This is a genomic window from Eubacterium sp. An11, from assembly GCF_002161065.1.
In the GTDB taxonomy this organism is placed as follows: domain Bacteria; phylum Bacillota; class Clostridia; order Lachnospirales; family Lachnospiraceae; genus Anaerobutyricum; species Anaerobutyricum faecale.
The window spans coordinates 1-19,241 of the sequence record NZ_NFLV01000021.1 but is presented as its reverse complement, the minus strand read 5'-3'; the positions used below and the strand labels follow the sequence as shown (position 1 = coordinate 19,241).

Sequence of the window (19,241 nt, the reverse complement as noted above, 5' to 3'; positions counted from 1 at the left end):
TCAGGGCGCCGGCGGCAGTGGAGAGAGTCGGCCTGCAAAAATGTATTACAGTTTATGCCGGAGAACAGGATATATGATATCCGGGGAGGAAATTATGTTTTATCGTTGTAAGAACTGTGGAGGAAATGTAACATATCATCCCGAAAAAAAGAAGATGATATGTGAAAGCTGCGGCAGCGAGGAAAGTCAGCAGGAGATTCCGCAGAAAGAAATCCACATATGCAGCAATTGCGGCGGACAGATTGAGACGACAGAATATACTCTTGCCTGCCGGTGTCCTTACTGTCAGACCTTTCATATTCTGGAGGACAGGATGGAAGGAGACTATCATCCGCGTCTGCTTCTTCCGTTTGGCATGGACAAACATCAGGCGGCGGAAAAACTGCAGGAAACTTTTTCCGGCAAGTTGTTTCTGCCGTCCAATTTCTGTTCGGCGGCGAGCCTTGAATCCATGGAAGGAATTTATGTACCTTTCTGGATGTATGACTTCCGCAGTCATATCCATTTTGAGGGAGAAGGAGACCGGGTGCGGACCTGGCGTGAGGGTGACTATGAGATCACGGAGACCAGAATTTACCGCCTGGTCCGGGATTTTGAGGTGGAATATGATAAGATCCCGGTGGATGCCTCTGTCGCCATGGAGGACGGGATGATGGATCTGCTGGAGCCTTATCAATATGGCGAGTTAGGGGACTTCACACCGGAATATCTGTCTGGTTTTCAGGCGGATGTTTATGAGCAGGACAGCGAGGCTCTCCGGCCGAGGGCTGAGGAGAAAGCGGATAGTTTCTCGGAGGGGTATCTGGCTGAAGAGAATGCCGGTTATACCATGATCCGGCCGTTTGTGGACAAGAAAGAGAATAATGTGGAAGATACTTTTTTCGCTTTTTTGCCGGTCTGGAAATACATATACCGCTATAACGGGAAAGAATATCCGTTCTACATCAACGGGCAGACCGGTAAAGTTGTCGGCGGGCCTCCGGTCAGCCTGGCCAGGGTATTCGGTATGAGTGCGGGGATTTTTGCGCTGGTGTTCTTTTTTCTGAAAATGTTATGTTATTTTCTGGAGGTGCTGTAAATGAATAAGACATATCGGAATGTTGCGCTGGGAATCCTCATCGCAGGCCTGGTGCTGGGCGGACTGGGACTGTTTCTCAAATACGGCGTATTTCAGGGAATGATGGCGTCGAAAGAAGCCCGGACCAATACCCAGTGTCTGACGGAAGAAAGGATATTTGATGAGGCAAATGTACTGACTGATGCGCAGGAGGCCGATCTGCTGCAGCTTTTATCGAAAAAGGAAGAAATGATCGGTGCGGATATCGTACTGCTCACCATCCGGGATCCCGAAATTGACGATTATTATGCCATCCGGGATTACGCCCAGAGCTATTACGAAGAATATAAATTTGGCTGGAATCATCCCAATGGAGACGGGATGATTTATGTGGATAACTGGGCGACCGGGTACTGCTGGCTGTGTACAACAGGAAAAGTAACGGAAAAGCTGGATGACCGCACGATTCAGTTTGTCATTGACAGAACCAATGAGACGGTCAATGAAGATCCGTATGGCGCTTATGAGACCATGATTGAGACGGCTGCTGCGGAGATGCAGAATCTCAACCTGTGTCATTTTCGTATCGGAAATATCTGGCTGCTGCTGATCGCTCTGGTGGCTGCCGGTATTTTTGCCGCCTGCAATCTCATTGGCAATAAAGGAAAAGCAACAACGGGACGATCCACCTACGTGCCGGAAGGAGGAGTGAAAATCAACCAGCGGCAGGATATTTTCCTTCGCTCCCATGTGACAAGGCAGAAGATTGAGACGGATCATGATTCCGGCGGACACGGAGGAGGTGGAGGCTCCATCGGCGGAAGCAACGGACATGGCGGCGGAGGAGGCCGCCATTGAGAATGATAAATCAAGGAGGATATATTATGGAACGCAGACTGATGCAGCTAGCGGAATTCCGTCATCTGTATGATACCCAGATGGGAAATCATTTCCCGGCGGATGAGATCAAGCCTTTTTATATTATGGAAAAGGCCGTAAAAGAGGGAAAATACTTCCCATATGGATATTATGAAAACGGCAGCCTGTCAGCTTACACCTGCCTGCTGAAAACCGGAGATTTCTTTTTGCTGGATTATTTTGCTGTCATGGAACAGGGACGGGGAAAAGGAACCGGCAGTCAGATTTTAGGAATCATGAAAGAACATTTGGAGGACAGAGAGAGCGTGCTGCTGGAGGTGGAGGAGCCGCTGGCCAGAGAACCGGAGGTGCTGGATTTGCAGAAACGAAGGATCCAGTTTTATCTGAGAAACGATGTCCGGTACACGGATCTTAAAGCGCAGGTGTTCGGAGTACCGTATCTGATCCTCAATCTGGGCCGCGAACTGCAGGGAGAACAGGCAAAAAATGCCATGAAAGCCCTGTATCATTCCATCCTGAGTGATGAGATGTATGAGAAAAATGTACGTTTTGCGCTTGATAAACATTATTAAATGTGGTATGTTTTTTGCTGGAAATGCAGTTTTTCTCTCACGGGAGCATCTGACAGCCAGATGGTTCCCACAGAATAATGGATAATGTTGCCGGGGCACAAGGGCGTGCTTGTTACAGCTGATGGGCGAAAGGTTTTGGGCCTTTTGCCGGAGCGATGCGCCCTGCCCCGGTTTTCTTTTGGTTTATAAGAGGAGAATCCTTATAAAAGAATATATATGAAGGAGTGACAGTCATGGCAAATGTAATTTCGAACGAAACAATTGACTATGTCGGAATTCTCGCGAAACTGGAGCTTTCTCCGGAGGAGAAAGAGCGGGCAAAAGAAGATATGGCGAAAATGCTTGACTATATTGACACATTAAATGAATTGGATACCAGCGGTGTGGAGCCGATGAGTCATGTATTTCCGGTGCATAATGTATTTCGGGAAGATGTGGTTACCAATACAGATGAGCGGGACAAGGTGCTTGCCAATGCTCCGGAAGCGAAAGAGGGAGCCTTCGTGGTTCCGAAAACATTTGATTAGAACGGAAACAGGAGGACAGCAATGGGTTTGATGAATGATACAGCTGTGAAGCTCAGTGAGAGAATCAAAGCAGGCGAGATTACCGTCATGGATGCGGCGATGGCGGCTATGGATGCCATTGAAGAAAAAGAGCCTGCCTATCACTGCTATGTTACAGTTCTTGATAGAGAAACAGTACTAAAACGGGCGCAGGAAGTTCAGAAGCTGATAGACGAGGGCGTTCTCACCGGACCGCTGGCCGGCGTGCCGGCGGCCATCAAAGACAACATGTGCACCGAGGGGATCCGTACCACCTGCAGTTCCCGGATCCTTGATAATTTTGTGCCGCCATACACAGCGGAAGCGGTAAAGAATCTGGAGAAAGCCGGAGTGGTCATCATCGGAAAGACAAATATGGATGAGTTTGCCATGGGAAGCACCACGGAGACATCCTATTACGGACCGACAAAGAATCCGTGGGATACCGGACACGTGCCGGGCGGTTCTTCCGGCGGCTCCGCGGCGGCAGTGGCAGCGGAGGAATGTATTTTTGCGCTGGGTTCCGATACCGGCGGATCCATCCGCCAGCCGGCGTCTTACTGCGGCGTGGTAGGTATGAAACCGACCTACGGAACTGTGTCCCGGTACGGGCTGATCGCTTACGGTTCCTCTCTTGACCAGATCGGTCCCATGGCGAAAGATGTGAGGGACTGTGCGGTGATCCTGGATGCTGTCACTTCTCACGATGAGAAAGACAGCACTTCCGTAAAAAGGGAAGACGGCAGTTTTGCCTCCGCTCTGGTGGACGATGTGAAAGGAATGAAGATCGGTATTCCGAGAGATTATTTCGGAGAAGGACTGGACGAAGATGTGCGGGAGGCAGTTCTGAAAGCGGCCAAAGTTCTGGAAGCACAGGGTGCCCAGGTGGAGGAGTTTGATCTGGGACTGGTGAAATATGCCATCCCAGCTTACTATGTCATCGCCTGTGCGGAAGCCAGCTCCAATCTGGCCCGTTTTGACGGCGTAAAGTACGGCTATCGCACACCGGAATTTGAAGGACTCCATAATATGTACAAGAAGACCCGTTCCGAGGGATTCGGCGAGGAAGTGAAGCGCCGGATCATGCTGGGTTCCTTTGTGTTGAGTTCCGGCTATTATGACGCTTACTATCTGAAAGCGCTCCGGACCAAAGCGCTCATCAAGCAGGAGTTTGACAAAGCATTTGCAAAATATGACATGATCCTTGGACCGGCGGCTCCGACCACCGCTCCGAAGCTTGGCGCCAGCCTGAGTGATCCGATCAAGATGTATCTGGGAGACATTTATACGATCTCTGTAAATCTTGCCGGACTGCCGGGAATTACAGTTCCGTGCGGTACAGACAAAAAAGGTCTGCCGGTGGGACTGCAGCTGATCGGGGACTGCTTTAAAGAGAAAAATATCATCCGGGCGGCCTATACGTATGAGCAGCACCGGGGGTTTGATATGACAGCGCCAGGGACTGCGAAAGAAGGAGGGGAAGAGAAATGAGCAGACAGTATGAGACAGTGATTGGTCTGGAAGTGCATGTGGAGCTTGCCACTAAGACAAAGATATTCTGCGGATGCAGCACGGAATTTGGCGGTGCGCCAAATACTCATACCTGTCCGGTATGCACCGGGATGCCGGGTTCCCTTCCGGTTCTCAATAAACAGGTGGTGGAATACGCTGCGGCTGTAGGTCTGGCGACCAACTGTACCATCACGCAGAATTGTAAATTTGACCGGAAAAATTATTTTTATCCGGATAATCCACAAAATTATCAGATTTCTCAGTTATACTATCCGATATGCCGCAATGGACATGTGGATATCGAAGTGGACGGCCGTAAAAAGAGTATCGGCATCCACGAGATTCATATGGAAGAAGATGCCGGCAAGCTGATCCATGATCCTGCCACCGGTAACTCTCTGGTGGATTTCAACCGAAGCGGCGTGCCGCTGATCGAAATCGTGTCGGAACCGGATATGCGTTCCGCGGACGAAGTGATCGCGTACCTGGAAAAGCTCCGTATGATCATTCAGTATCTGGGCGCTTCCGACTGTAAATTGCAGGAAGGCTCCATGCGCGCGGATGTCAATCTTTCTGTCCGTGAACTGGGAGCAGAAGAGTTCGGCACCAGGACTGAAATGAAAAACCTGAATTCTTTCAGCGCCATTGCCAGAGCCATCGAGGGAGAGACAGAGCGTCAGATTGACCTGCTGGAAGACGGGAAAAAGGTAGTGCAGGAGACCCGCCGCTGGGATGATGACAAGGAGTATTCTTATCCGATGCGTTCCAAGGAGGATGCTCAGGATTATCGGTATTTCCCGGAACCGGACCTGCCGCCGATCATTATTTCTGATGAGTGGCTGGAGGAGATCCGGAAGAGACAGCCGGAGTTTCGGGATGAAAAACAGGCCCGCTACAAAGAAGAATACGGTCTGCCGGAATATGATATAGATATTCTCACCTCAGATAAGACATTGACAGACCTCTTTGAGAGCTGTATCGCTCTGGGTGCTGCACCGAAGGAAGTATCCAACTGGATTATGGGAGATACGATGCGTCTCCTGAAAGAAAATGAGATGGAGGCTTCTGATCTGCATTTCAGTCCGGCTCACCTGGTAAAAATGATCGAGCTGATCGAGTCCGGAGCCATCAACCGGAAAGTGGCGAGAAAAGTATTTGAGGCCATTTTTAAAGATGATGTGGAACCGGAGGCCTATGTGGAAGAAAATGGACTGAAGACAGTGAACGACGAGGGAGCACTTCGGAAGGTCATCGAGGAAATCGTGGAGAATAATCCGAAATCTGTCGAAGATTACAAGGCCGGCAAGAAAAAAGCCATGGGATTTTTTATAGGACAGACCATGCGCGCCATGAAGGGTAAGGCAGATCCTACCATGGTCAATCAGATTCTTCATGAACTTCTGGACTGACAAAAGTTCCTGCCATAAAATAAAAACCGATTACACAGGGGCGGCTGCAAAAGAGAAAACAGAATTTGCGGCTGCCCTTTCCTGCGTACAGGAGAATATGATACAGGGGGAAATTATGAAAAAAATTCCAGTTCTAAATTCTATGCAGAAGACCCGGGATACCCGCTTTTTAAAAAATTACACCTTGAATTATACCAATTCAGAGGGTGGCGAGAAAATCTATGAGACTGTCAGTAACTTTGATTATGACTGCCCGGAACAGCTGGGGCAGCGGGCTTCCGGCGTGGTCATTGTGGGGTTTGCGGGGGAGAAGATTCTTCTCTGCCGGGAGTTTCGCATGGGAGTCAACCATTTTGTCTACAATCTGCCTGCCGGACATATTGATGAGGGAGAAAATGTGGAGGAGTGCGCCAGGAGAGAGCTTTTTGAAGAAACCGGGCTGGCATTGAAAAGAGTGCGGCAGGTGCTTTCGCCTTCCTATGCGTCTCCGGATCTCAGCGATTCCTCCGCCTGGGTGCTGTTTGCCGAGGTGGAAGGAGAATTGCCTGGCGGAGCCTCGGAACATACAGAGGCCGATGAGTGGATCCAACCGGGATTTTACAGCCGGGAAGAGACGGCGGAGCTTTTGAAAAAGGAGCGTTTTTCGGGGAGGGCCCAGATGGCAGCTTATTTTTTTGCGGAAGGATTTCAGATGAAAAAATGAAAAAAGGAGCAGAGAAAGAAAATGGATATGGAAAAGACACAAATTTGTGATAGAAACATAGCAGATAAAAGGATTGCCGTAGTGGGAATCGGCGGCGTTGGCGGCTATCTGGCCGGAATGCTTGGTCAGGTCTGCCCGCATCTTACACTGGCGGCCCGGGGTGCAAGGAAGGAGTCCCTTGAGAAAGAGGGGCTTATTCTTCACAGTGAATATAAGGGCGAGCTAAGAGCTGTGCCGGAGCAGGTGGTGGAGACAGGCGATCTGCCGGAACAGGATATCATTTTTATCTGTGTGAAAAATTATTCGCTGGAAGAGGTCTGCCGGGAGCTTGGTCAGGCGGTGTCCGACAGAACCATATTGATCCCGGTGATGAACGGAGTGAATCCGGGTGAGCGGGTGCGTGATCTTTTGGGAAAAGGCACCGTGGTGGATGCCCTGATCTATATTGTGGCCTTTGCCAATGAGGATTTCTCCATCACCCAGCAGGGAGACTTTGCACGGCTCTGCATCGGCATTAAGAATGCGGACGCCCTGCAGCAGAAAAAGGTGGAGGAAGCGGCGGCGCTTCTAACCGCTGCGGGAATCGATTTTGAGGTGGCGGAAGATATCGAGGTGGAGATCTGGCGCAAATACATTTTAAACTGTGCTTATAATGTGGTGACCGCCTATTATGACAATGATATCGGGCAGCTTCGGAAAGAGGAGCGTAAAGCAAAAGAGTATGAGGCTCTCGTGCGGGAGGCGGAACAGGTGGCGCTGGCTAAGGGCGTTGCCATCAAAAAAGAACATACGGATGCCATCATAGATCGTTTTTATCATGGCTATGCGGATAATGCCACCAGTTCTCTTCAGAGGGATATCCGTGCCGGGCGCAGGTCTGAGGCGGATGTGTTCAGCGGATACATTGTGCGGGAAGCAGAAAAATACGGTATTCCGGTGCCGGTTTCCAGCCGGATGTATGAGAAACTGAAACAGTTCCGGTAGTGCAGAAGGGCGCGCGGAAGGTGAAAATGTCCGTAAATTTACAACTTCACTGCAAGAATTTCGTCAGAATAAGTTTATTGACATTGTAAGGAAATGTGATATATTTAAAAAGATTTGTAAAAATAAGGTAAATATAAGATGGAGTGGAGGTTTATGAGCAAAGGAAAAAGAAAAACATGGGGAATACGGAAGTTTTTCAAGGGAAAATCCGGGAAGAAGTTCCTGGTTTTTCTGGAAGTGCTGCTGGCGGCAGCGTTTCTGCTGCAGCCACATCTGTATTATGATGGGACAGCCTCTAGCTTTTTCAAAAGATTTTACGCCGATTCCATCACAATCTGCGGGGGGCTGTGGATCGTTCTCGTATTCCTTACGATCAAGGACTTTCATTTAAGTGACAAATTAAATAAGCGGATCAGCTGGGCCGTGGCGGCATTGACGCCTCTGGCCGCATTTTTATGGCTGGAATATTACAATGACATGCAGTTCTGGGGACCGTTGAGTCAGATCCCTGTTCTGTATCTGTTCCTGGATTTAATGATTTATTATGTCATTTATCTGTTTCTGCTGCTCATCTGCAACAGCATCCGGGGAGCGTCCATAGCGATGATAATTGCGACGGCATTTTTCGGGATTATGAACTATGAGCTCACGGTATTCCGGAGCATGTCGTTTATTGCATCCGATATCTATTCTTTTTTGACGGCCGTCTCGGTGGCCAATACATACCGGATTGAAATAGACGTGGACACGGCAGAGTTTTTCATGCTGGCTCTGGTGATGATCGCGCTGCTGTTTAAACTGAAAAGATTCAAATTATTCCGGTGGAAGGCGAGAACCGCTTTTGCCGCTGCCTACGTGGCAGTATTCATGTGTTTCTGCCAGGTGTATGTTTTCAGCGACTACCTGGAAAATATCGGCGTGGACTTCCGTGTATATCGCCCGCAGTATAAATACCGCTATTACGGCACCCTGCTGACTACCATCCGGACTTTCGGATATCTGCACGTGACGGAGCCGGAAGGCTATTCTGTGGATGCGGTGCAGGAGATCACCAGCAATTATGTCACGGAGGAGCAGTCATCCACAGGCAGCGCTGAAGTATCAGACAAGGATAAGACAGTGGGACATGTGGACAGCCTGAATCCGCTGGACAGTGCCAGGGTGAACGCCGCGGAGATCAGGAACAAGGACAGTGCGTCCGTGGACGGAACCGACAGCGCGGGGGCTGCGGCAGATACCTCCGGCGCCGGCACGGAAACCGCAGCCGGCAATAAGACAGAAGCGTCTGCCGATGGCGTGGATGCCGGTACCGCACAGAATGACGCCGGCGACCCGGGCAGCGATGAGGCGGAAGAAGATTCTGACGCTGATAAAAAGAATGCGCCGTCACAGAAACCAAATATCATCGCTATCATGAATGAGTCCTTCTCTGATCTGATGGCCGTAGGCGACATGGAAGTGACGAAAGATTATATGCCGTTTATCCGCAAGTTAAAAGAGAACACCATTAAAGGATACACGTATTCTTCTGTGTTCGGAGGAAATACAGCTAACTCGGAGTTTGAGTTCCTGACAGGAAACACCATGGCTTTTCTGCCGGATAATTCCGTGCCGTATCAGCTGTTCCTGAGAAGCAGGACAGCGGGACTTACTTACACTTTGGGAGCGCAGGGATACGGACCGCTGTATGCGCTGCATCCGTATTATAAGACCGGATACAGCCGTTATAAGATCTATCCGCTGATGGGCTTTGACCGGTTCTATACGTCCGATGATTTCTCTGTTTTCACGGATACAGTCAATTATCATATCACTGACCATGAGGATTATGATAAGATCATCGAGCTGTATGAGGAGTCGCAGGATGAGGATTCTCCGTTTTATCTGTTCAATGTCACCATGCAGAATCACGGCAGTTACGACGGAAGTCTGCTGGAGACCGGAGATTCTGTCCGTCTGAAGGGGAATCTGGAAGGCTTCTCCAAGGCGGAACAATATCTGAATATGGTGAAGATGTCGGATAAAGCGCTGAAACGGCTGATTCATTATTTTGAGAAAGTTGATGAACCGACGGTGATCGTATTCTTTGGCGACCATCAGCCGGATCTGGAAGACAGTTTTTATGATACACTTCTGGGAGAAAAGGTGGAAGATCTCCAGGGAGAAGAACTGGAACAGTTATATAAAGTTCCGTTTTTGATCTGGGCCAATTATGATATCGAAGAGCAGACCATTGAGCGTACCAGCAATAATTATCTCAGCACATATCTTGCCGATGTGGCAGGACTTGAGAAGACCGGTTATCTGGAATTTCTGACAGATCTCCGGGAGGAGGTTCCATGTATCAATGCCATTGGATACTGGGGCAGCGACGGAAACTTCTATGAGCTGGAGGATGAGAGTTCTCCGTATTATGATCTGATTCACCAATACAATCTGCTGGAATACAATAATTTATTTGGAAAAGATGATCAGCAGACCTCATTCTTCTATCTTCAGGATGAGGATACAGAATGACGGAGCGGGCGGATTTTCTCTGGGAACGGCATAGAAGAGAAGAAATCAAAAGCAGTTCAACAGAAAAACGCTCAATAAAGAGGGAGAGGTATAAATGGTATCACAGAAAGTGACGGTGATAAATCTGACGGGCCTGCATGCCAGACCGGCAGCGGTTCTCGCCAGAGAAGCAAAACAGTTTCAATCGGAGATTTCGGTTGCGTCAGGTTCACGGAAAGTGGACGCAAAAAATGTTCTGGCGCTGATGGACGCATCCATCATGCGCGGAACGGAGATCACCATAGAGTGTATCGGAGCAGACGAGGAGGAAGCTCTGAAGACGCTGGTAAAGGCCGTGGAGAGCGGCCTTGAAGAATAAGGCGACGAGTATATATTCATAGATTAGTATTCTCAAACATAAAAAAGAGCCATCAGGGCGCGGTGTTATCGCTGGATCACATTGTGCCACGGCTCTTTTTTATGTTGCGCTTCCTGCCCGGAGCCGGCTGAATATAATAAACAAAATGGGGCGGTTTGCTTAAAAAAAGCAGAAAAGCGAAAATGCCGGGAAACCGGCGTCTGATTTATTCTTGCCTTTTCCAATCTGCCGTGCTACACTCAACAAATGTAAAGTCCGGATGAAAAGTACATATGATGTACAGAGAATGAAATTACCGGATTTACAGGGAATCCCAATGTGTCATGATTTAAGAAAAGGAGACATTGCCATGTGTGGAATTGTTGGATATACAGGAAAAGAAGCGGCGGCGCCGATCATATTAAACGGTTTGTCAAAGCTTGAATACAGAGGATATGATTCGGCCGGAATGGCGACCTTCAACGACCAGACCGGTCAGATCGAGATTGTGAAGACGAAGGGAAGACTGAAGAACCTGATAGAAAAGACAGACGGTGGGAAAAGTATGCCGGGACAATGTGGTATCGGCCATACCCGCTGGGCGACCCATGGGGTGCCGTCGGAGCTCAATGCGCATCCGCACTGCAGCGATGACAGAATGGTTGTGGCTGTTCATAACGGAATCATTGAAAATTATCAGGAACTGAAAGAACATTTAATTCATAAAGGCTATACTTTTTATTCAGAAACCGACACGGAAGTAGTGACAAAACTGATTCATTACTATTATGAAAAGACCGGTCACGATCCGCTGCAGGGAATGGCCGGAGCTCTTCTAAGGGTCCGGGGCTCCTACGCTCTGGGGATCATGTTCATGGACCGGCCAGGCGTCATTTACGCGGCCAGAAAGGACAGTCCGCTGATCATCGGTCAGAATGATGACGGCGCGTTCATCGCTTCTGATGTGCCGGCCATCCTTTCCTACACCAGAAATGTATATTATCTGGATAACATGGAGATGGCGGAACTCACCGGAGACGACATACGTTTTTATACCATCGACAGAGAAGAGATTAAAAAGGATATGGTCACGATCAAATGGGATGCGGAGTCCGCAGAAAAGGGTGGATTTGAACATTTCATGATGAAGGAAATCCACGAACAGCCAAAAGCTGTGAAAGATACCATCGGCGCCTATGTGAAAGATAAAAATATTGATCTGAGCGCTGTGGGCATTTCCGATGAACAATTCCGGGAATTCAACAGAATATTTATCGTGGCCTGCGGTTCTGCTTACCATGTGGGAATGGCGGCAAAATACATTATGGAAGATCTTACCGATGTGCTGGTGGAGATCGATCTGGCGTCCGAATTCCGTTACCGCAGCCCGAAGCTGACGAAGGATACGATGGTGATTATCATTTCCCAGTCCGGGGAGACCGCTGACAGTCTGGCTGCTCTCCGTCTGGCGAAAAAAAGAGGAATCAGAACTTTGAGTGTTGTCAATGTGGTCGGCTCCAGTATCGCCAGGGAAGCGGATCATGTAATGTACACCCTGGCCGGCCCGGAAATTGCCGTTGCCACCACCAAGGCATACAGCACGCAGCTGATCTGTATGTATTTGCTGGCTATGCATATGGCAAGGGTTCGCGGGGAGATGGATGACACTACCTTTGAGAGCATGATGGATGAGCTGATGCAGCTGCCGGAAAAGATCGCCGATGTTTTATCCAATAAGGAGAGGATTCAGTGGTTTGCCAATAAATTCGCTTCTGCCAGGGATATTTTCTTTATCGGACGTGGTCTTGATTATGCCATCTGCCAGGAAGGCAGTCTGAAAATGAAAGAAATCAGTTACGTGCACTCGGAGGCCTATGCCGCCGGCGAGCTTAAACATGGGACCATCAGTCTCATTGAAGACGGAACTTTGGTCATCGGTCTGCTGACCCAGAGTAATCTCTGTGAGAAAACGCTGAGTAATATGCAGGAAGTCAAAAGCCGCGGCGCTTATCTCATGGGCGTGACCGAAAATGGAAATTATTATCTGGAAGATATGGTGGACTTTGTAGTCTACACTCCGAAGACTGACCCACATTTTACCACCAGCGTGGCCATCGTGCCGTTGCAGCTCATGGGATATTATGTGAGTGTGGCCAGAGGACTTGACGTAGATAAACCGAGGAATCTTGCCAAGAGCGTGACGGTGGAATAACCGGGAAACAGAGACCGGAACGCAGATAGCGAGAGCAAAACGATAAAAAAGGTCAATATAACAGTAAGATAAAAATGCTGTCCGGCGACGGGCGGCATTTTTTGTGCCGGAATAACAAGGCAAGGTACCCTGTCCTGCGATGTCACAGGTCTGTGGTATGCCGGGGAGAGTTTTGGTGAAAAATTCAGTTGAATGACAGGAATTTATTTGATAGAATAAGCTTTAGCAAAAATGCTGACAGTGACGACTATATATAATAGAAGGAGAAAGTAATGATTATTCGATTAAAAGACGGTTCAGAAAAAGAATATGATCAGCCGATGTCCGTTCTGGACATTGCAAAGGATATCAGCGAAGGTCTGGCCAGAAACGCCTGCGCCGGAGAAGTGAATGGCGAGACGGTGGACCTGCGTACAGTAATTGATCATGACTGTGATTTAAATATACTCACTTTCCAGGATGATAAGGGTAAGCTGGCGTTCCGCCACACCGCTTCCCATGTGCTGGCGCAGGCGGTGAAGCGTCTCTACCCGGAGGCAAAGCTTGCCATTGGACCGGCCATTGAGGAAGGATTTTACTATGATTTTGATATGGCGCCGCTTTCCCGTGAAGATCTGGATGCCATTGAAAAAGAGATGAAGAAGGTCATCAAGGAGAATCCGGTCATCGAGCGGTTTGAACTGCCGAGAGAGGAAGCCATCGCATTTATGAAGGAAAAGGATGAACCTTACAAGGTGGAGCTTATCGAGGATCTGCCGGAAGACGCGGTCATCAGCTTTTACCGTCAGGGAGACTTTACAGATCTCTGCGCGGGACCGCATTTGATGAACCTGAAGAATATCAAGGCGTTTAAACTGACCTCTTCCTCAGGTGCTTACTGGAGGGGCGATGAGCATAATAAGATGCTGACTCGTATTTACGGTACAGCCTACACAAAGAAAGCAGATCTGGAAGAACGTCTGAAATATCTGGAGGAGATCAAGCTCCGCGACCATAACCGTCTCGGAAGAGAGATGGAGTTATTTACCACTGTGGATGTGGTGGGACAGGGCCTTCCGCTGCTTCTGCCGAAGGGTGCAAAGATCATCCAGACATTGCAGAGATGGATTGAGGACCTGGAGGATAATGAGTGGGGCTATGTCCGCACCAAGACTCCGCTGATGGCAAAGAGTGATCTTTATAAGATTTCCGGTCACTGGGATCATTATAAAGAAGGCATGTTTGTTCTTGGCGATGAGGAGAAAGACAAGGAAGTGCTGGCGCTGCGTCCGATGACCTGTCCGTTCCAGTACTACTGCTATAAGAATACTCAGAAGTCCTATCGTGATCTGCCGTACCGTATGAGCGAGACCTCTACTTTATTCCGTAATGAGGATTCCGGCGAGATGCACGGACTGACCCGTGTGCGTCAGTTTACCATTTCCGAGGGACATCTGATCGTTCGTCCGGATCAGGCCAATGAAGAGCTGAAGAATTGTCTGAAGCTGGCGCAGTACTGTCTCACTGTTCTCGGCGTACAGGATGATGTGACTTACCGTCTGTCCAAATGGGACCCGAACAATAAAGAGAAGTATCTGGGGGATGATGAATACTGGGAGAGCGCACAGGATCAGATCCGTCATATTCTGGTGGAATCCGGCGTGCCATTTGTGGAAGCAGAAGGAGAAGCCGCTTTCTACGGTCCGAAGATTGATATTCAGGCTAAAAACGTATATGGCAAGGAAGATACCATGATCACTATTCAGTTAGACTGTGCTATTGCTGAGAACTTTGACATGTACTATATTGACCAGAATGGCGACAAGCAGCGTCCGTACGTGATCCACAGAACTTCCATGGGCTGTTATGAGAGAACGCTTGCATGGCTCATCGAGAAATATGCCGGCAAGTTCCCGACCTGGCTCTGCCCGGAACAGGTGCGTGTGCTGCCGATCTCTGAAAAATACGCCGATTATGCCGAGGAGGTCAATCGTGTATTAAAGAGAAACGGTATCCTGAGCACTGTGGATAACCGTTCCGAGAAGATCGGATACAAGATTCGCGAAGCCCGTCTTGCCAAGATTCCGTACATGCTGGTAGTAGGTGCGAAAGAACAGGAGGAAGGTTCTGTTTCTGTGAGAAGCCGGTTTGCCGGAGACGAGGGACAGAAACCATTATCCGATTTTATCACCGCTATCTGTGAGGAAATCCGCACTAAAGAGATCCGGAAAGAAGAAGTACCGGAAGAAAAACAGAAATAAGAATATAAAAGGAACAGACAGCAGGCGCCTGTGGAGTGAAAGTTCAGCTCCCGGGCGTCTGCCTGTTTTTGAGATTATAATATGCCGCAGATGTATTTCCCTCTGCGCCGCATGGATGATGCGTTTCCACAAAGAGGATAAAAATTTACAGGGCCTTGCAGATCTCTTTGGCCACATCGGCATGGTTCATGGTGTAAATGTGTATGCCGTCCGCATCATGGGACTGCAGATCCTGAATCTGCCTTATGGCGTAATCAATGCCGGCTTTTCGCATATCATCCGGAGAATCCTGATATCTGGCCAGCAGGTCGGACATGGATTTGGGGATGCTGGCTCCGGAGAGATTGATAGTGGTGCCGATCATCTTTGCGCTGGTGATGGGCATGATACCCGCCTCCACAGGTACATGGATACCGGCCTTTTCACACATTTCCAGAAACCGATAGAAAATATCGTTGTCGAAGAACAGCTGGCTGATGAGAAAATCCGCGCCCTGGCCCACCTTATGTTTGAGAAAGAATAAATCTTCTCCCATGTCCGCAGATTCGAAATGCTTTTCCGGATAGCAGGCGGCGGCTACCGTGAAGCCGGCGTCTTTGAGAGCCGGGATCAGTTCAGAAGGATGCTGGTAAACTCTCGACTGAAAAGCTTCGTCGGTCATGTCCGCCGGTTTATCCCCGCGCAGGGCCAGCACATTGTGGATACCTTTCTGCTGGAAAGTGCGGATGGTGGATAAAAAGCTTTCCTCCGTGAGGGCGGCGCAGGTCAGATGGGCGATGCCCTCGATGCCCAGGGTATTTTGAATGTAGGAGACAATCTCCGCAGTCTTTTTGCTGTTGCTGCCGCCGGCGCCGTATGTACAGCTGATAAAGGAAGGATGCAGCTCCTTTAAGGCATCCAGAGTCTCATAGAGATTCGGGAAACTTTCCCATTTCTTCGGAGGAAAGATCTCGAAAGATATATTTGAGTCAGATTGAAAAATAGAAGAGTGTTTCATGGGTAATCTCCTGTTCTTTGTATTGCAGTTTGCTGTTTTTTCTTGTTGATAGTGTACTCTTTTTTGTAAAATATATCAAGAATCAACCAAGGAAAGGCAGGAAATGTCCAATTTTTTTATAGAATATTGAAAATGATTGTGTTATAATCTTACTATGATGTTGCAGTTCCGATATTGCATCATACGTGTGTGATTTTTAGAAACGACGTGACAAATATAGAATGAAGGAGCGGAAAAGATGGATATTAGAGATTTATTGCCAAAAGATGCGGAAGGAAGACTTCGAATTATTCAGGAGACAGTACCGGGACGACAGATTACACTCGCTCATGTTGTGACAAGTCCGAAGCCGATTGTATATCGTAAGCTGGGCTTGAATCCGGATATCGATTTTGAGCGCTCAGCCATTGGAATTATCACGGTAACTCCAAGTGAGTCCGCTGTAATCGGCGCTGATATTGCCATCAAGAGCGGTGATGTTTATTTAGGTTTCGTTGACCGTTTCAGCGGCACATTGATTTTGACAGGACGTATTTCCGCTGTAGAGTCCGCTGTACAGGCTGTGATTCACTATTTCCAGAATGATTTAGGATATGCTACCTGCCCTGTTACGAAAAAGTAAGGTGAGGTCAGATGCGTAAAATTATGTTTGTAGGTCGCAGCGAATCTGGAAAGACTACGATCATGCAGGCAATGAAAGGTGAGAAAATCACATATCATAAGACCCAGTATGTCAATCATTACGATGTGATCATTGACACGCCGGGCGAGTATGCGGAGACAAAAGAATTGTCAGCCGCACTGGCGATTTATGGCTGCGAGGCAGACATTATCGGTCTGCTCATGAGCGCCATAGAGCCGTTTTCATTATATCCGCCAAATGTTGTTTCTGTCAGCAACAGGGAAGTGGTTGGTGTTGTAACCAAGATTGACCATTGGGCTGCAAATCCCGAACAGGCTGCCGAGTGGTTGAGATTAGCCGGATGCAAAAAGATATTCTTTACAAGCGCGTATACTGGAGAAGGTATTGCAGATATATTAGAATATCTCAAACAGCCGGTTGACATACTTCCATGGGAGGTTGCCAAGGCAGAATACGATAAACTTGGGTTTGGGCCAGGTGAAAGTGAAAAACACACCTTAAGAATATGAGAAGAAGCCCCGAAGAATTTGGCTTTACCGGAAGGACTTTTCGATCATATAAAGGAATACTGGTCAATACATAAAAAGACTGCTATAATATAATGCATGTATTATAGCAGTTTTTTTCTGCAAAAATTCCAAAAGGATTTTTGCAGAAAAACGCTCCGCGGGGGGCGCACTCACGCGAAGGGAATTAAGTCGCTTGCAGCGACCGCGTTCGGCGCAGGAGTTTCGCAAGCGAAACTCTATTGGTAAAAGAAAGCCCCGGACAGCGGACGGGCAAGGGAACATGAGCATGGAGAGCGGAAGCTCGGAATGCGAATGCTCCCGGAGGATGGCGGGAGTGCGAAGCACGGAGGCATCCGGCATTCCCAACAAAAAAGGGGAAACGCTCCGCGGGGGGCGCACTCACGCGAATGGAATTAAGTCGCTTGCAGCGACCGCGTTCGGCGCAGGAGTTTCGCAAGCGAAACTCTATTGGTAAAAGAAAGCCCCGGACAGCGGACGGGCAAGGGAACATGAGCATGGAGAGAGGAAGCTCGGAATGCGAATGCTCCCGGAGGATGGCGGGAGTGCGAAGCACGGAGGCATCCAGCATTCCCAACAAAAAAGGGGAAACGCTCCGCGGGGAGGCGGGAGTGCGAAGCACGGAGGCATCCGGTATTTTAGATGAGTACGAAAGAGAGGGACAAACGATGGCAGCAATCAGTAACGACTGGGCGGAAGCCCTGAAAGGAGAGTACAGCAAACCTTATTACCGGGAACTGTACAATAAGATTAATCAGGAGTACCGGGAGAGAGAGATTTTTCCGCCAGCTGACGATATTTTCAATGCATTTCATCTGACACCATTAAAAGATGTGAAAGTTGTCATTCTGGGACAGGATCCGTATCATAATAACGGACAGGCTCACGGACTCTGTTTTTCTGTAAAACCGGATGTGGAAATTCCGCCGTCATTGGTCAATATTTATCAGGAGCTTCATGATGACCTGGGCTGTTACATTCCGGACAACGGATATCTGGTCAAATGGGCGAAGCAGGGAGTCCTTCTTCTTAATACCGTATTGACTGTCCGTGCCCATCAGGCCAATTCACACAGGGGCATTGGCTGGGAGGAATTCACTGACGCAGCCATCCGGGTATTAAATGAACAGGATCGGCCCATTGTCTTCATGCTCTGGGGACGTCCGGCGCAGAGCAAAAAGTCTATGTTAAATAATCCAAAACATCTGATCCTGGAGGCACCGCATCCAAGTCCGCTGTCTGCTTATCGTGGCTTCTTTGGATGCCGTCATTTCAGTCAGGCCAACGAATTTCTGAAGTTTCATCAGATTGAGCCGATTGACTGGCAGATTGAAAATATTCATCAGGGTCAGTCATAGAGAACTATAACTGTAAATCCAGAATATATCAGAATATATAAAGAACGGAGAAAGGGAAAAAAATGAGCGTTTTATTTATCGAATATCCAAAATGCAGCACATGTAAAAAAGCAAAAAAATGGCTGGAAGATCATGGTGTGGAATTCATTGACCGTCACATCGTGGAAGATAATCCAAAAGCCGAAGAGCTGAAACTCTGGCATGAAAAAAGCGGACTTCCGCTGAAACGATTCTTCAATACCAGTGGACAAATTTACCGGAATAATAACATCAAAGACCGCCTGCCAAACATGAGCGAAGAAGAACAGTACGATCTTCTTGCCACAGACGGTATGCTGGTAAAACGTCCGCTGATCGTGGCGGATGACTATGTACTGGTGGGATTTAAAGAGAAAGAGTACGAGGAGAGATTTCAGTAAATTGGGATTTGCAAAGGTGGTAACAGATTTCTCATATATCAGACGATGCCATTCGTTTTCATACAGTTCCTCCCGACTCGACCCTCACTCGGACTGCTGATGTTTTCTGATCAGCAGGGAGAAACTGCAAAGCGGTTTCGGCTGCGCCTTACAGGATGAAAAAAGGCCTGCTCCTCGTGTAAACACGAGAGATATCCCTTTTTTCATCCTACTCCCTGCTTTCTCCAGGTCTTAGACAGTCCTCCCTCACAGCTCGCGGTCGGAAACTGTATGCACTCCGAATGGCATCTGTATATTGGAAAAATCTTTGTTCCACCTTTGCAAAAATCC

General features: G+C 48.5%; 17 protein-coding genes. 16 read left to right on the top strand and 1 reads right to left on the bottom strand.

The window, feature by feature from the left end:
* Positions 1 to 94: 94 nt before the first annotated feature.
* The 12 genes from B5E53_RS13640 (at position 95) to thrS (ending at position 14,967) form a co-directional block, all read left to right on the top strand.
* Positions 95 to 1,078 (top strand): hypothetical protein, encoded by a 984-nt coding sequence (locus B5E53_RS13640; RefSeq protein WP_087316030.1) that lies wholly within the window; start codon positions 95 to 97, stop codon positions 1,076 to 1,078.
* Positions 1,079 to 1,915: a TPM domain-containing protein gene (locus B5E53_RS13635; protein ID WP_087315961.1), complete on the top strand. Its 837-nt coding sequence runs from the start codon at positions 1,079 to 1,081 to the stop codon at positions 1,913 to 1,915.
* A 26-nt stretch (positions 1,916 to 1,941) separates the two neighbouring features.
* A complete protein-coding gene (locus B5E53_RS13630) occupies positions 1,942 to 2,508 on the top strand; it encodes a GNAT family N-acetyltransferase (protein WP_140401498.1) in 567 nt (188 codons plus the stop codon).
* A 233-nt stretch (positions 2,509 to 2,741) separates the two neighbouring features.
* On the top strand, positions 2,742 to 3,035 hold the full coding sequence (gene gatC, locus B5E53_RS13625; RefSeq protein WP_087315957.1) for an Asp-tRNA(Asn)/Glu-tRNA(Gln) amidotransferase subunit GatC: 294 nt from the start codon (positions 2,742 to 2,744) through the stop codon (positions 3,033 to 3,035).
* 21 nt (positions 3,036 to 3,056) lie between these two features.
* Positions 3,057 to 4,544, top strand: coding sequence for an Asp-tRNA(Asn)/Glu-tRNA(Gln) amidotransferase subunit GatA (gene gatA, locus B5E53_RS13620; protein ID WP_087315955.1), 1,488 nt, complete (start codon positions 3,057 to 3,059; stop codon positions 4,542 to 4,544).
* The gene (gene gatB / locus B5E53_RS13615; protein ID WP_087315953.1) at positions 4,541 to 5,974 is read left to right on the top strand and encodes an Asp-tRNA(Asn)/Glu-tRNA(Gln) amidotransferase subunit GatB; all 1,434 of its coding nucleotides are present in this window, start codon (positions 4,541 to 4,543) and stop codon (positions 5,972 to 5,974) included. The genes gatA and gatB overlap by 4 nt, the downstream gene beginning before the upstream one ends.
* Positions 5,975 to 6,089: 115 nt before the next feature.
* Complete coding sequence (locus B5E53_RS13610) at positions 6,090 to 6,677, top strand: NUDIX hydrolase (protein ID WP_087316028.1); 588 nt, start codon at positions 6,090 to 6,092, stop codon at positions 6,675 to 6,677.
* A 27-nt stretch (positions 6,678 to 6,704) separates the two neighbouring features.
* Positions 6,705 to 7,661 (top strand): 2-dehydropantoate 2-reductase, encoded by a 957-nt coding sequence (locus B5E53_RS13605; RefSeq protein WP_087316026.1) that lies wholly within the window; start codon positions 6,705 to 6,707, stop codon positions 7,659 to 7,661.
* A 153-nt stretch (positions 7,662 to 7,814) separates the two neighbouring features.
* Positions 7,815 to 10,178, top strand: a complete 2,364-nt coding sequence (locus tag B5E53_RS13600) for an LTA synthase family protein (protein WP_162611920.1) — start codon at positions 7,815 to 7,817, stop codon at positions 10,176 to 10,178.
* Positions 10,179 to 10,272: 94 nt separating this feature from the next.
* Positions 10,273 to 10,536, top strand: coding sequence for an HPr family phosphocarrier protein (locus B5E53_RS13595; protein ID WP_087315949.1), 264 nt, complete (start codon positions 10,273 to 10,275; stop codon positions 10,534 to 10,536).
* Between the two features lie 349 nt (positions 10,537 to 10,885).
* Positions 10,886 to 12,727: a glutamine--fructose-6-phosphate transaminase (isomerizing) gene (gene glmS, locus B5E53_RS13590; protein WP_087315947.1), complete on the top strand. Its 1,842-nt coding sequence runs from the start codon at positions 10,886 to 10,888 to the stop codon at positions 12,725 to 12,727.
* A gap of 272 nt (positions 12,728 to 12,999) precedes the next feature.
* Positions 13,000 to 14,967: a threonine--tRNA ligase gene (gene thrS / locus B5E53_RS13585; RefSeq protein ID WP_087315944.1), complete on the top strand. Its 1,968-nt coding sequence runs from the start codon at positions 13,000 to 13,002 to the stop codon at positions 14,965 to 14,967.
* A gap of 145 nt (positions 14,968 to 15,112) precedes the next feature.
* Here thrS and metF read toward each other — a convergent pair whose 3' ends face one another.
* Positions 15,113 to 15,964: a methylenetetrahydrofolate reductase [NAD(P)H] gene (metF, locus tag B5E53_RS13580; protein ID WP_087315942.1), complete on the bottom strand. Its 852-nt coding sequence runs from the start codon at positions 15,962 to 15,964 to the stop codon at positions 15,113 to 15,115.
* A gap of 238 nt (positions 15,965 to 16,202) precedes the next feature.
* On the opposite strand from metF, the gene B5E53_RS13575 reads away from it, so the two are divergent.
* The 4 genes from B5E53_RS13575 (at position 16,203) to B5E53_RS13560 (ending at position 18,911) form a co-directional block, all read left to right on the top strand.
* Positions 16,203 to 16,586 (top strand): BMC domain-containing protein, encoded by a 384-nt coding sequence (locus B5E53_RS13575; RefSeq protein ID WP_087315940.1) that lies wholly within the window; start codon positions 16,203 to 16,205, stop codon positions 16,584 to 16,586.
* An 11-nt stretch (positions 16,587 to 16,597) separates the two neighbouring features.
* Positions 16,598 to 17,116 carry a EutP/PduV family microcompartment system protein gene (locus B5E53_RS13570; RefSeq protein ID WP_087315938.1) on the top strand — a complete coding sequence of 173 codons (519 nt, stop codon included), beginning with the start codon at positions 16,598 to 16,600 and terminating at the stop codon, positions 17,114 to 17,116.
* A 686-nt stretch (positions 17,117 to 17,802) separates the two neighbouring features.
* Positions 17,803 to 18,492, top strand: a complete 690-nt coding sequence (gene ung / locus B5E53_RS13565) for a uracil-DNA glycosylase (protein ID WP_087316024.1) — start codon at positions 17,803 to 17,805, stop codon at positions 18,490 to 18,492.
* A gap of 62 nt (positions 18,493 to 18,554) precedes the next feature.
* The gene (locus tag B5E53_RS13560) at positions 18,555 to 18,911 is read left to right on the top strand and encodes an arsenate reductase family protein (RefSeq protein WP_087315936.1); all 357 of its coding nucleotides are present in this window, start codon (positions 18,555 to 18,557) and stop codon (positions 18,909 to 18,911) included.
* Positions 18,912 to 19,241: the final 330 nt, after the last annotated feature.

Excerpts from the sequence above, each read along its gene's own strand:
- B5E53_RS13605 (WP_087316026.1), top strand. The coding sequence starts at position 6,705 with ATGGAAAAGACACAAATTTGTGATAGAAACATAGCAGATAAAAGGATT.
- B5E53_RS13630 (WP_140401498.1), top strand. The coding sequence starts at position 1,942 with ATGGAACGCAGACTGATGCAGCTAGCGGAATTCCGTCATCTGTATGAT.
- metF (WP_087315942.1), bottom strand. The coding sequence starts at position 15,964 with ATGAAACACTCTTCTATTTTTCAATCTGACTCAAATATATCTTTCGAG.
- gatA (WP_087315955.1), top strand. The coding sequence starts at position 3,057 with ATGGGTTTGATGAATGATACAGCTGTGAAGCTCAGTGAGAGAATCAAA.
- glmS (WP_087315947.1), top strand. The coding sequence starts at position 10,886 with ATGTGTGGAATTGTTGGATATACAGGAAAAGAAGCGGCGGCGCCGATC.
- thrS (WP_087315944.1), top strand. The coding sequence starts at position 13,000 with ATGATTATTCGATTAAAAGACGGTTCAGAAAAAGAATATGATCAGCCG.
- B5E53_RS13640 (WP_087316030.1), top strand. The coding sequence starts at position 95 with ATGTTTTATCGTTGTAAGAACTGTGGAGGAAATGTAACATATCATCCC.
- B5E53_RS13610 (WP_087316028.1), top strand. The coding sequence starts at position 6,090 with ATGAAAAAAATTCCAGTTCTAAATTCTATGCAGAAGACCCGGGATACC.
- B5E53_RS13560 (WP_087315936.1), top strand. The coding sequence starts at position 18,555 with ATGAGCGTTTTATTTATCGAATATCCAAAATGCAGCACATGTAAAAAA.
- B5E53_RS13575 (WP_087315940.1), top strand. The coding sequence starts at position 16,203 with ATGGATATTAGAGATTTATTGCCAAAAGATGCGGAAGGAAGACTTCGA.
- gatC (WP_087315957.1), top strand. The coding sequence starts at position 2,742 with ATGGCAAATGTAATTTCGAACGAAACAATTGACTATGTCGGAATTCTC.
- ung (WP_087316024.1), top strand. The coding sequence starts at position 17,803 with ATGGCAGCAATCAGTAACGACTGGGCGGAAGCCCTGAAAGGAGAGTAC.
- B5E53_RS13600 (WP_162611920.1), top strand. The coding sequence starts at position 7,815 with ATGAGCAAAGGAAAAAGAAAAACATGGGGAATACGGAAGTTTTTCAAG.
- B5E53_RS13570 (WP_087315938.1), top strand. The coding sequence starts at position 16,598 with ATGCGTAAAATTATGTTTGTAGGTCGCAGCGAATCTGGAAAGACTACG.
- gatB (WP_087315953.1), top strand. The coding sequence starts at position 4,541 with ATGAGCAGACAGTATGAGACAGTGATTGGTCTGGAAGTGCATGTGGAG.
- B5E53_RS13635 (WP_087315961.1), top strand. The coding sequence starts at position 1,079 with ATGAATAAGACATATCGGAATGTTGCGCTGGGAATCCTCATCGCAGGC.
- B5E53_RS13595 (WP_087315949.1), top strand. The coding sequence starts at position 10,273 with ATGGTATCACAGAAAGTGACGGTGATAAATCTGACGGGCCTGCATGCC.